The sequence below is a fragment of the Tardiphaga sp. 709 genome (assembly GCF_032401055.1).
Classification (GTDB): Bacteria; Pseudomonadota; Alphaproteobacteria; order Rhizobiales; family Xanthobacteraceae; genus Tardiphaga.
Map to the genome: position 1 here is coordinate 2132440 of NZ_CP135529.1, position 11846 is coordinate 2144285.

Sequence of the window (11846 nt, forward strand, 5' to 3'; positions counted from 1 at the left end):
AGTCCGGCTCCAGTGACGGAGCCGGACATTTAGCCTTAGAGATCTTGCTCTGCTTCGACGTTGACGACAGATTTGGCCAGCGCGGTCAACGCAACGTCGGTGGCCTTCTCTTCCTTCAACGTGGCATCGAGAAGCGAGACAGCTTCAGGCATCCCCAGCTCCTTCGCCCAGGTCGCCAGCGTTCCGTAGCGGGAGATCTCATAGTGCTCCACCGCCTGTGCCGCGGCAGCAAGACCGGCATCGAGAGCAGGCATGCCCTTGTATTCGGTCATGATCTCTGCGCCTTCCTTGGTAATACCCATGATGGCTTCACACTTCTTGGCGGTCGGCTTCTTGCCGAATATCTTGAACACGCCTTCGAGCCGCTTGATCTGACCAACGGTCTCCTTCTGATGCTTCAGAAAGGCGGCCTTGAGTTCTTTCGATTGTGCGGCTTTTGCCATCTTCGGCAGCGTGGCGAGAATCTTCTTCTCGGCGAAATAGACATCCTTGAGTGTGTCATGGAAAAGGTCGGCAAGAAGCTTTGGCTTTTTGGCCATGGGAAATTTCCTCCAGTAGCCCCGGTGAGCTGGGGCGGCTTATCACGCCAGCCCAACAGACCGCTGGAACTTAAGTTCCGATGAGGAGCTGCGCTCTTCTTTCCAAAACGCGATGGCCTCTGTTCAGTTGCCCTTTATAGCGCCCAACGAAAAAGGCCCCCGGGAGGGAGCCTTCTGATTTGAAGAGCAACGCGTTCAGCGATGGCCGTGGTGGATTCCACGATGCATGTGACCATGACCGCGCTTCACGATAACAACCTTGTTGGCACGATGACCGCGATGGTAGCCGCCGTGATGGCCGCCGCCATGCCGAACCGCTACGGTCTGAGCATCAGCCTGTGAAGTAGCGGCAGGAACAGCGATGCCGATGGTAGCGAAGGCAGCGAGAGCCAAAAGAACTATGCGCATTATCTTCTCCTTTGAATGAGCGGAGATTGAATGCGCGACTGTAGGGCCCGTTCCGTCGTCTCAGGATAAATTTCCTGAATGATTGTTCAGGAAACGCCGTCAAACCTGCTCTTGCCTGCGCCGTAGCGTCTCCACTGCCGCCATCCCCGCGGACACCATGCCGCCGAACGTGCGCTCACCCGCATTCACGCGCTTCAGTATTTTCTTGGCGACGAAACAGCGGTTCCTGTGGTTGTCCAACTCGCACGGCAAGACCTCGCACGCTTTGGTAAGGGCTATCTCCATCTCAAGAATTGTTCGCTTGTCGACCATCTGCGCGACCAATGGCGGTGCGCTGGCGACTGGCCGTCCGGCAATTCCATCTTCCATCAACATGACGACCTCCCTTGTTTTCTCCTATATCGTGCATTTGGTGTTTTAGTTCCTTCAATGGGAGCTGCGGTGCTTGCGGCACCTACCGACCTGGCAGCCCATTGATTACGCGCCACGCTGCAGCGCACCATCAATTCATTCTGGACCCTGCGATCTACCGTCGCTACGCTTTGCACAAGTTCGCCTCGAGATGCGAGCGCCGACGATAGAGATTACAGGGAGAGACCATTGAACGTTCTTCAGAAGACGAATCGGAATACCCCAGATGAAGCCACGATTATTGCGTGGGGGCTTTTTTGCTTCATCTTGGTATCGGCCATTACCATGATTGGTCTCTACGTTGGTTTTCGGCATTAGATAGTGAAAGCCCCCGCGGACGATCCGGCGGGCTTTCAGTTTTTCAACCTCTGCCGGCGACGGCCCCGCCAAATGAAGTACTGGAGAGACGATTTCGAGCTCGACTGGACGCTCCGCGATATCGGTGCCGGCCGGCTGAAGCTGTCCCCGATCACGGAAGACCAACTCAGCGAACTCCTGGAGATGGGCCTCGTCGAAATCGTGGACGACCAGGTCAAACTGACGGAGGTCGGAAATCGGAAGATCCAGTGAAGCCTTTCTACCGAACGACGATCTTCCGGTATTCTGATTTGGCTCACACAGAACAAAGGAGGTTGCGATGAACAGGTTTGCTGCAGTTGTTCTCTGTGGAGTCTTGCTAATCGGCGCATCGACTATGGCGCGAGCTGATCAGCCTGGACCGGATTGGATGCCAATGGAGCAAGTAAAGGCGAAAGTCCTGCAGTCTGGCTACTCGCAGGTTACCAAGCTCGAGGCTGATGATGGCCGATGGGAAGGTGAAGGCATCAAGAATGGTCAAAAGATGGACTTTCACGCAGATCCGAAGACTGGCGTGATCGTCTCAGAGACGCTTGATGACTAACCTTCGCGGCCTGCGGTGAAGGGGAGCTACTTTCTCACCTTCCCTTTTTTCTCAGAAGCTTTCAGAGCCTCGGCTTGCGCGCGGAATGCTTCAGCCAGATCGTGCATCCGCTCAGCATGCTCGATGTCCTCGGAGCGTTGAGCTACGGCCTCGGCCTTACGAGCCTGCTTCCTGAGCGACTTCGTTGGTTTCATACGGAAGTTATGCCGCAAGCCGGGAAGTAGTTCCACCTGCTGGGCGGTCCTATCGCACGCCCTCCGGACAGCGTAGGCTTCCGGGATGAAACAGTCCGACACTTACCGCGCGAACGCACACAACTGCGCCGAAATGGCTGCCGCAGCCGACAACGAACCGGCCAGGAATCGGTTCAAGCGCATGGAAACGGCATGGCTCGCATTAGCCGAAGAAGCGGACTGGCTCGATGGCGAGGCTTCGCCGAAAACTGATCTGTCGCCCAAGTAGAGCCTGCCCGACCCAGAAAAGAACTGAAACTTTCTTGCGCCCGTCTCGTATCCGGATTGATCTTACCGCGAGGAGCACGTTTTGACTTACGACGATCAGATCGAAACAGCGATTGCAGATCAGGACATCGACAGATTGATAAAATTTGCATATGGCGACACATGCAGGTGCACTACCGTCAAAGGTGAACCGATGTGCGTCTGCAAGATGTTGGCGACGGCACTTCGCTCCAAAGTTGTTCCACGTTCACTTTTCGAGAACAGGATTGAGCGAGTTGCCTCAATCTAACGGCTGATGGATTTACGGTTGGAGTTAACGCAGGATGACAGCGACCGAATCTTGACCCCAGAAGCCTCGCTTCGGTCGGCCCGGCGGTAGAGCGACCTACCCGCTGGGCCTTTAAACAACGATGTTCTCTAACGTTGCTGTTCGAGCAACCAGACAGCATCCTCCAGTATCGACAAGCCGGTCAGGCCCGACGCGCACTGCCTAGCTCTCAAGGACATCACTCTTCGATCGCAAGCTTCTGCTGCCTCAACTTGCGCGGTGAGCCTCGGTCGAGGACACCACCGATCACATGCAGAAGTCTGACCATGGAAGGCACCACGCGCGATTACATCGCCAGCAACGTGGAGACGACGCCGCGGGTGGCAAGGATCCGGGGTGGCAAAACGGCGAAGGTGCACCGCAAAAACATTGAGATCCGCTCTCGGCAATTCGTCTCAAATGAGACGACGTCACCTCCTGGCTTGTGGTTCCCTCCCGGAACCGTTGGAGGAACCGACATGAATGAGCGTCAGCTGATAACCCGCGCATGGCAAGATGCGGATTTGGAGAAGCTCAAACAGTTGCATGCAGAGGGGGCTACGCTTCTACGAGCATGTGCGGCTATGAAGCGACCAATGGCTTCCGTCAAAAAGCGTGCTCGTGAACTTGGGCTGCATTTCGCAAGTGTTCGAGAAGTCCGGCGGGAGATCAGCGCTCGCGAGCAAACCCAATGACAGTTATTGGGTCTGCAGCGCCGAAATGCCCGAAGTGCAATCGCAAGATGACGTCATTTGAAAAGGGAGATTCGGAGTTCAAATGCGCAAAGTGCGAGGTCGATCCGATGGAGCGCAGCAAGGGTTGGCTTTCGAGCGAGTTGAAGCCACCGTCAAGATGACTAGGATGCTGAGCGCAGGCGAACAGGTTCAGCCGCGTAGGAGGCTACAATCGACCCTCTAGTCGTCCTTATAAAAAAACTGAAAGAGCACTCGCACCTGAGCCAAGAAGATCTTTTGGAGATCCGCCGGCTGCCGTGCTCTGTCCGCGAATTGGATAGTCATGAGGACTTCATTCGGCAAGGCGATCGACCCAAGGTGTCCGCAATCGTCGTCGAAGGAATGCTGGCTCGCTATCATCTCCTGCCGAACGGCGCACGCCAGTATTTGTCCTTTCATCTCGCTGGCGACATGCCGGATTCACAGTGTCTTTTCATCGAGGTGATGGATCATGCCGTCTGCGCGATCGGCAAGGCCGTCGTCGCCTCGGTCCCGCATCGGGACTTGATGAAGTTATTCGATAGTAGACCAAAGGTTGGCGCTGCAATCTGGCGTGAAACCTTGATCGACGCAGCCATCTTCCGTGAGGCAATCACGAACAATAGCGCGCGGTCCGCCCCTGCCCGCATGGCTCATCTCTTCTGCGAACTCTTCTACCGATCGCGGGCTTCCGGCTTGACACGTGACGATACGTGTATTCTGCCGATAGGTCTTAATCAGCTGGGAGAGGCTCTCGGGCTGTCGCTAGCTACCGTAAACCGCGCTTTGGCCAACCTTCGAGACAGCGACCTTGCTGACTTCAAGAGCGGGTCTCTTACCATCAGAAATTGGGCAGGTCTGGCGGACTGCGGCGAGTTCAACCCTCGCTACTTGCATCTGCGACGCGAGCCGTTCTGACATCGCGATTGTCAACGAACAGCACAATGGCGGCACCTATGCCAATCTCAAGACCGCTGTCGAGTTTGTAGAGAGGCCGCACAACGCGATCACGGTTCTTAGCATCTCGGCGGTCGTCGCGGTCTGACCGACACTAGCCTCTGACCAAATCCCGGTAACGCCTTCCCGGCATTGGCCGATATTATGCGTAGACAGGGAAAAGGCCGGCTTTCGCCGGGCCCCGGTCTGCTGAATTCAGTGTTCGGACTTAGAAGTTGAAGTGATAGTTGATGCCGCCCTTCACAGTGTGGGTGGTGGCACCAAGCTCCAGACCGTCCGGAGCAGATGCAGTCAGATAACGTTCGCTGCCATAGTCGGCGTACATGTACTCACCCTTGAGCGACCAGTAGGGGCGAACATGTATTCCACGCCAGCGCCGACCGCTTTGCTCTCGCTGAAGCTGCCGCCCAGGCCGGCGATCGAAAAGCGATTATCGGCCCATGCGCGACCGCCGTTGGCGTAGAACAGCGCTGCGCCTGACGTCACACTAAGACAGCGCCCGGCAGTCCAAGAAGCGCCCCGAAAATTTTTAGCGTCACCCCTTGACCGAAAGCAGCGAAAATCTACATCGATAATCGCCTTTAAACGAAAGGAGTTAGGAGGCCCAGCATGACAAGCGCTGCCATGTCGATGAATGAAATCCACGCAAATTCTCTCCTCGCCAGCACCTTCTCGCACCCGCGGGAGGTTCTTGCCAATCCCTTCTTAGACACCCTGCAAAAGCGATGCATCCTAGCCGCTTGGGCATCGGATGCGTTTACTGTCGAAGGGAAGCCGTGGCTACGCCAAATTCCCGGCTCCCATGAGACTGTTAGGATCGGTGATATTCTCGCAGCTCTCCGATCCCTTGATGAGGATGACGGTCCCCCACCGAAGACGTCGCGAATGCCGTTGCCGGAAGCACCCATACGTGTCCGAGCCGTGGGCCAAACCGCAGGAGAGGATCGACGCCGCCGTTTAGCGGACATCCATCCATAAGACGCGAAACCATTTTCGCAAAGAAGCCGCCCGAGCATATTGCTCGGACGGCTCAATCGTCGCCCCGTCGAAAAGATCGATGCACGTCCGCCGCAATCGTCAATGAGTGTCGGTCCTTTGCCACTTTTCAAGGTCCGGTTTTTCCCGGTCCTGAGCAAACTGTTCCTTTTCCGGCACGCCTTTCCAGGGCTTGTCGGTCTGTTTCGTCGGAGCCCACTCTGACTCCGTGCGGGGATCATCTTTGGGATTTTCTTTGCTCATGGTCTCTCCGAAATGCTACTTGCCGGCGCCGATGTTGCCGCCCTTGATGTTGCCCAGCGAGTTGTCCCCTTGCCCGGAATTGCCGCTGTTGCCCTTCAGAGCGGTATTGCCGCCAGTATATGTGCGGCCGGTACCGGTGGTCATGCCTTGACCGGAGGTGACGCCCTGCTGAGTGTGGTGCCGGCGGGACTTTTCGGCGGACGCCGACGACATCGTGGCACCGACGAGGAGAAGCGCTGTAGCGCTGATCGTTATAATCTTTTGCATTGAACCAAAGCCAATCTGTTCATGAAGCCCTTGTCAGTCGAACGTAGCGCTGCCTGACTCGTTCCGCATCGGGCCCCCACTAACAGCCTCGTGGCAATCCCCGGCCCGCCAAGCTCTTCTCGTGGCGGTCAGATAAACTAACGAAAAGCGTGCAGGAAGCCGCGGCCGGAGAGCATCTTGGCCGTGTACAATCGCTTCTTTATCATTCTGGAGATGCAAAACCAGATCGTAGATGCGCCCCCTCGTCTAAGCTCCTCCGTTTGCGAAGTACCGTATTGGACAAACAGGTCCATTAATGAAACGTCTGGTGGACTAGGCGTCGGAGCGCGCCCTTCCCAGATTGCCCGGATTTGCGCCTCCTCAATCGTACCTGCCAGGAACCGACCGGCAGCCGAGAGGACAATGGTTGCTGACCCGCGTTCGAGACGCCATATCCTTGGCCGTTGACGATCCGATCTGCTTGCCCTGTAAGATCGTAGTCCGAGGCCCGAAGAAGGACAGATGCGCATAATGTGGATCGCCGTACTTGCCATGGTGCTGCCCGCTGCCGCGCTGGCGCAAGACATCACGCAGCGCCCCGTCCGAACCGAGCGCATCTCAGGCACTCCGGTAGGTGTGGGTCTCTATGAGGTCGCTCCGGACGGCACCGTTCTGATCGACTGGCGCGCCGTCGAGGCGGCGGCCGAGGGCCCCGCCGATCGCGCATCGACCCCGGTTGCGAAGGCGATGCTGGCGATCAGAGACGGCAAATGGAAACCGATGGCCCGGTGACGAACGACGTCGCGCCGGAAATCCGACAGCGTAAGATCATCCATATCGACATGGACGCCTTTTACGCATCAGTCGAACAGCGGGATAATCCAGAGCTACGCGGCAAACCTGTCGCCGTCGGCGTCTCTCGGGAGCGTGGGGTCGTGGCAGCAGCGAGTTACGAAGCCCGCAAATTCGGCGTCCGCTCGGCGATGCCGTCCGTTATAGCCAAACGTCAGTGTCCAGATCTAATCTTCGTGAAACCGCGCTTCGAGGTCTACAAGACCATTAGCCAGCAGATCCGAGAGATCTTCGCCGAGCACACGCCGATCATCGAACCGCTGTCGCTGGACGAGGCTTATCTGGATGTTACCGAGAACCTTCAGAGCATCCCACTGGCGCGCGACATCGCACTGGCGATCCGCACTAAAATCAAAGCCGAGACAGGGCTCAATGCCTCCGCCGGCATCTCTTACAACAAGTTCCTGGCCAAACTCGCCTCAGACCATCGCAAGCCAAACGGTCAGTACGTCATCTCTCCGGAGATGGGACTCGCCTTTGTGGAGACCCTGCCCGTCGGCAAGTTCCACGGCATCGGACCGGCGACTGCGGCTAAATTCAACGCATTGGGTATCCAGACAGGACTAAACATCCGGAACCAGTCGCTGACGTTCCTGGAGGCACACTTCGGCAAAGCCGGGACCTATTACTACTGGATATCACGCGGCATCGACGAGCGTCCTGTCCGCGCCAACCGCATGCGGAAATCCGTCGGCGCCGAGAACACTTTCTCCGACGACCTCACCGAGTTCGACACCATGATCGCCGCGCTGCAGCCCCTCGTCGACAAGGTGTGGCAACACTGTGCCAACACAGGGAACCGCGGGCGAACCGTCACGCTGAAGGTGAAGTTCGCTGACTTCGAGATCATGTCACGAAGCCAATCAATGCCGACGGCCGTATCAAACCGCGAAGAGCTCGAACGGGTCGCGGCATCACTTCTCGAACGCTCGATGCCACTGCCGAAAGCCGTGCGGCTTCTCGGTGTTTCACTATCGACACTTCAGACTGACGGGGACGACGCGCAATCCCAGTTCCAGTTACCAATCTAGCAGCGCTAAGCCGATTCAGTCCGTCGATCAGTGATCGCCTTGCGCAGCGTGCGCGACAAAAGCTCAACCGAATACGGCTTCTGGATGAGTTCAAAGCCTGTATGGGCGTTTTCGGCTAGAACGTGGCTGTAGCCACTTGTCAGAACGACCGGCAATCCAGGGTATTGGTCGCGGATAATCGTGGCCATCTCCACCCCGTTCATGCCGGGCATGATGACGTCCGAAAACACGAGGTCGAATGCGAATTCATCCTTGGCTAGAACGTCCAGTGCCGCGGAAGCTGACGTCACCCAGTCGGTTGCGTATCCGAGATCCTGCAGAAGCTCTGTCGAGAATCCCCCAACATCCGTATTATCCTCGACAACAAGAACGCGGTGCCCCCGCCCGCTTGTCGCTGCGCTTGCTAATGGCGGCGCGCTGCTTTCGACTTCGGCGCCAGTTTCGGCCCGCGGCAGATAAATTGTGAACGTCGCGCCCGCTCCAAGCGTGCTGCTGACGCCGATCTCGCCGCCCGTCTGTTTGGCGAACCCGAAGGCCTGACTCAAGCCGAGGCCCGTTCCTTTTCCCACGTCCTTGGTCGTGAAAAATGGTTCGAAGATCGCATCCAGGTACTCGCTAGCTATGCCGACGCCAGAGTCAGTTACGGAAACCGCGATGAAGTCGCCCTCTTTCTGAGGATGAGAGCGCATCTCCGGAATCGAGTCGGCTGCCGCGACACCGATAACGAGGCGCCCTTCGCCGTTCATGGCATCGCGTGCATTGACTGCGAGGTTGACCAAGGCGGTTTCGAATTGGGTTATATCGGCCATGGCGAATTGGGCGGCAGCCTCAATATCCAGATCAATCTGGATCCGGCCGCCGACCAGTGGCCGAATCAGGTTCGCAACGCTCGCGACCTGGGTGCCGACGTTGAAGACGCGCGGAGCAAGCGGCTGCCGGCGAGCGAACGCAAGCAACTGGCTGGTCAGCTTGGCCGCCCGGTCAACAGTATCGGAGATTGCGTCGATATAGCGCCCTCGCCTCTCCTCTGGAAGATCGCGCCGACGAAGAAAATCTGTGGCTGACCTGATGATCGTCAGGAGATTATTGAAGTCGTGCGCCACGCCTCCGGTGAGTTGTCCGACCGCCTCCATCTTCTGAGCCTGGCGCAGAGCGTCCTCGTTCCGGCGACGCTCGGTCACATCGACGGCCTCTGCCAAGACGGCTGTAATCCTACCTCCACTGCCGAATACTGGGCGCATGGCGAGGTCGAGATGCCGCTCCGCGCCGGATAGGTTCAATTGAACTTCGGCGCGCCACGCATCGCCGCTCAGTGCGGTTTTAAACGCGCTGAGAACTCGTTCGGGCATACGGGGCGTCGCAGTAAACCAGGGCGTATCCCAGAACGGCATCCCGAGCACTGTCTTCGCTTCTACCGCGATGGCGGCAAGTGCGACCGCATTCGCGAAAACGAGTGTACCATCGAGCGCGAGCAATCCCTGATACTGGTTGGTCGTTTCCAAAATGGCTCGTAAATGAGCCTCGTGGGTATGAAGTTGCGCGGTTCGCTCTTCAACCCGCCGTTCGAGTACCTCGTTCAACCCACGCAGTTCGATCTCTGCTTCTTTTGCAATCGTGATGTCGTGGGCAACCCCAATAAAGCCGATATGCTTACCCGCCGGGTCCCATCGGGGTTGAGATTCGGATCTGACCCAACGCCACACGCCATCCGCACGTCGATATCTGCTTTCGAGCACAAACGGCTTTAGAGATGCCTCACCTGCAACGCTCTCGCGCACGACGCGCGCCATATCGTCCGGGTGAAGGATGGTCCGCCAATCGAAAGCCAACGCTTCTTCATATCCAAGGCCGAGAAATTCCAGGTAGGCTTTGTTTGCGAAGGACCGCGTCCGATTAAGACGTGTCACCCACATGGGGACTGGCGCACTGTCGGCGATCAATCGGAACCGCTCTTCACTCTCGCGTAGCGCCTCTCTGGCGATCGCACGTTCCGTGATATCGATATGAGCGCCGATCATCCGCAGCGGTCGGCCTTCTGGATCACGCTCGATACGCGCCTCTGCTACGATCCAACGAATTTCCCCGTCGCTGGGCCGAATGATGCGATACTCCGAAGAATAACGTTCCGCATCGCTTTTCAGAAGGTCCAGAAATTGCCGCTCAGCGCGCTCCCGGTCGTCCGGATGAAGCCTGGCGACCCAGTCTTCATGTGTCTCGTTTGCAGCTTCAGGGGGTAACCCGTGTATGGCGAGATATTCAGGTGATCGTCGGTTCTGAAATCCATCGCGCAGGTCGACGATCACACCGCCCACTTTCGCGATCCGTTGGACCTCCGCGAGTTCGCTTTCCCGATCGCGCAGGGCCTGTTCGGACGCTGTCAGTTCTTTCGCCACGGCTTCCTCGCCATCATGCGGCGATCGGCCGCTCTCACACTGTTTAGCAAGGCGCAGGGGGAAAGTCCGCTAAAACAGCGTGCCCTCGGAGATCGCAACTCAATAACATGACGCAGAGTTCCAACTTCTCGCGGTCTGGCATTTATGCTAAACATTATTTTATGAAGAAAACGACAGTAGCAAAGCAAAAATCAAAAGGCCGACCTGCGACCGGCCAAACGCCAATGCTCGGCTTTCGCGCCGCAGACGAACTACGCGGCAGGATTGTTCATTGGGCCGAGTTTCAGCCGGACGCTCCGAAACTCTCAGAAGCTGTCCGCCGCCTTGTCGAACTGGGCCTTACCGTTAAACCGTCTCGCAGAAAGAACGTCGCTCATAGCGCCCGTGCCAGTGAGATGGCCGCCGGCGCAATCGACAAGCTGACGGACAAGGGCGCCCGTGCGGACGATCAGGCCAGTCGGAAGCGGCGCCTGCTCAAAGGGCCCGAGGAATTCCGCGACGTCCGGGTCGATCGGAAAGCAAAAAGTAAGGCGTAGCGCTACTTCAGCACTATCCACGCTGGAGCATGGTCGCTTGGATCCAGCTTGCCGCGCACCTTTCGGTCGACACCGGCCTGCGCAAGCCGCGGGCTCAGCGCAGGACTGAGAAGCAGATGGTCAATGCGAAGGCCAGCGTCACGCTCGTATCGGTTCCGCCAATACGACCAGAACGTATACATCGGCTCATCCGGATGCTGTTCGCGCAGTGCATCGATCCACCCCTTCTTGAGGAGCTTGCCGAACGCCGCCCTACTTTCCGGCTGCACGAGCGCATCCTTGTCCCACGACTTGGTCGGGTAGATGTCGAAGGGCGTTGGCACGATGTTGAAGTCGCCGGCGATAACGGCAGGAGCACCGGACTTGAGCAGCTTGCCGGCGTGGGCGTTCAGACGCTTCAGCCAGGTGAGCTTGTAATCGAACTTCGGTCCCGGCTGCGGATTGCCGTTGGGTGCGTAGACGCAGCCAACGAGAACGCCGTCGACGGCAGCCTCGATGTATCGGCTTTGCTCGTCGCTCTCGTCACCAGGCAACCGCCTGCGCGTTACCACGATCTTGGATTCTCTAGCGAGGATTGCGACGCCATTCCAAGTCTTCTGCCCAACCCACTCGGCAAAATAGCCCGCCTTACGCAACGCACTTTCCGGGAATTCGGAATTGGCGGCCTTCAACTCCTGAAGACAGGCCACGTCCGGCTTGGACGACTTCAACCACGCCAGCAGATTGGGCAGTCGCTTGTTGATGTTGTTCACGTTGAAGGTCGCAATCTTCACGCGCTCTCCCGATCCGAGGCTTACGGACATTTAGCTCAGTCATGCAGCGGCCCGGACTCCAAAGCCGTAAGCCGTGGAG

At 57.6% G+C, this 11846-nt stretch carries 15 protein-coding genes; 8 read left to right on the plus strand and 7 right to left on the minus strand.

Features of this window, described 5'->3' with window-relative positions; translation table 11 throughout:
- Positions 1-35 precede the first annotated feature (35 nt).
- Together RSO67_RS10655 and RSO67_RS10660 are read right to left on the minus strand one after the other, a co-directional pair.
- Positions 36-539: a ferritin-like domain-containing protein gene (locus RSO67_RS10655; RefSeq protein ID WP_120293195.1), complete on the minus strand. Its 504-nt coding sequence runs from the start codon at positions 537-539 to the stop codon at positions 36-38.
- Between the two features lie 507 nt (positions 540-1046).
- Complete coding sequence (locus RSO67_RS10660; RefSeq protein WP_315843455.1) at positions 1047-1322, minus strand: hypothetical protein; 276 nt, start codon at positions 1320-1322, stop codon at positions 1047-1049.
- Positions 1323-1748: 426 nt separating this feature from the next.
- On the opposite strand from RSO67_RS10660, the gene RSO67_RS10665 reads away from it, so the two are divergent.
- Complete coding sequence (locus tag RSO67_RS10665; protein WP_315843456.1) at positions 1749-1928, plus strand: hypothetical protein; 180 nt, start codon at positions 1749-1751, stop codon at positions 1926-1928.
- 67 nt (positions 1929-1995) lie between these two features.
- Positions 1996-2259 carry a PepSY domain-containing protein gene (locus RSO67_RS10670; RefSeq protein ID WP_315843457.1) on the plus strand — a complete coding sequence of 88 codons (264 nt, stop codon included), beginning with the start codon at positions 1996-1998 and terminating at the stop codon, positions 2257-2259.
- A gap of 26 nt (positions 2260-2285) precedes the next feature.
- Here the strand turns inward: RSO67_RS10670 and RSO67_RS10675 are convergent, their stop codons facing one another.
- Entirely contained in the window at positions 2286-2489 is a 204-nt protein-coding gene (locus RSO67_RS10675) for a hypothetical protein (protein ID WP_315843458.1), read from the minus strand.
- A gap of 49 nt (positions 2490-2538) precedes the next feature.
- Here RSO67_RS10675 and RSO67_RS10680 point away from each other — a divergent pair, with 49 nt between their 5' ends.
- From RSO67_RS10680 to RSO67_RS10690, 3 genes are all read left to right on the plus strand, one after another.
- Positions 2539-2721 carry a hypothetical protein gene (locus RSO67_RS10680; protein WP_315843459.1) on the plus strand — a complete coding sequence of 61 codons (183 nt, stop codon included), beginning with the start codon at positions 2539-2541 and terminating at the stop codon, positions 2719-2721.
- A gap of 593 nt (positions 2722-3314) precedes the next feature.
- A complete protein-coding gene (locus RSO67_RS10685; protein ID WP_315843460.1) occupies positions 3315-3722 on the plus strand; it encodes a hypothetical protein in 408 nt (135 codons plus the stop codon).
- A gap of 357 nt (positions 3723-4079) precedes the next feature.
- Positions 4080-4658, plus strand: a complete 579-nt coding sequence (locus RSO67_RS10690) for a Crp/Fnr family transcriptional regulator (RefSeq protein ID WP_315843461.1) — start codon at positions 4080-4082, stop codon at positions 4656-4658.
- Between the two features lie 1116 nt (positions 4659-5774).
- On the opposite strand, the gene RSO67_RS10695 is transcribed toward RSO67_RS10690, so the two are convergent.
- Together RSO67_RS10695 and RSO67_RS10700 are read right to left on the minus strand one after the other, a co-directional pair.
- Entirely contained in the window at positions 5775-5936 is a 162-nt protein-coding gene (locus RSO67_RS10695) for a hypothetical protein (RefSeq protein ID WP_315843462.1), read from the minus strand.
- Between the two features lie 15 nt (positions 5937-5951).
- The gene (locus RSO67_RS10700; protein ID WP_184511612.1) at positions 5952-6203 is read right to left on the minus strand and encodes a hypothetical protein; all 252 of its coding nucleotides are present in this window, start codon (positions 6201-6203) and stop codon (positions 5952-5954) included.
- A 510-nt stretch (positions 6204-6713) separates the two neighbouring features.
- Between RSO67_RS10700 and RSO67_RS10705 the strand changes: the two genes are divergently transcribed.
- The gene (locus RSO67_RS10705) at positions 6714-6974 is read left to right on the plus strand and encodes a hypothetical protein (RefSeq protein ID WP_315843463.1); all 261 of its coding nucleotides are present in this window, start codon (positions 6714-6716) and stop codon (positions 6972-6974) included.
- Positions 6953-8065 (plus strand): DNA polymerase IV, encoded by a 1113-nt coding sequence (gene dinB, locus RSO67_RS10710; protein ID WP_315843464.1) that lies wholly within the window; start codon positions 6953-6955, stop codon positions 8063-8065. Before RSO67_RS10705 ends, dinB begins: the two co-directional genes overlap by 22 nt.
- A gap of 5 nt (positions 8066-8070) precedes the next feature.
- On the opposite strand, the gene RSO67_RS10715 is transcribed toward dinB, so the two are convergent.
- On the minus strand, positions 8071-10458 hold the full coding sequence (locus RSO67_RS10715; RefSeq protein ID WP_315843465.1) for a PAS domain S-box protein: 2388 nt from the start codon (positions 10456-10458) through the stop codon (positions 8071-8073).
- Positions 10459-10565: 107 nt separating this feature from the next.
- Between RSO67_RS10715 and RSO67_RS10720 the strand changes: the two genes are divergently transcribed.
- On the plus strand, positions 10566-10994 hold the full coding sequence (locus tag RSO67_RS10720) for a hypothetical protein (protein WP_315843466.1): 429 nt from the start codon (positions 10566-10568) through the stop codon (positions 10992-10994).
- A 2-nt stretch (positions 10995-10996) separates the two neighbouring features.
- On the opposite strand, the gene xth is transcribed toward RSO67_RS10720, so the two are convergent.
- On the minus strand, positions 10997-11767 hold the full coding sequence (gene xth, locus RSO67_RS10725; protein ID WP_120286781.1) for an exodeoxyribonuclease III: 771 nt from the start codon (positions 11765-11767) through the stop codon (positions 10997-10999).
- Positions 11768-11846 lie beyond the last annotated feature (79 nt).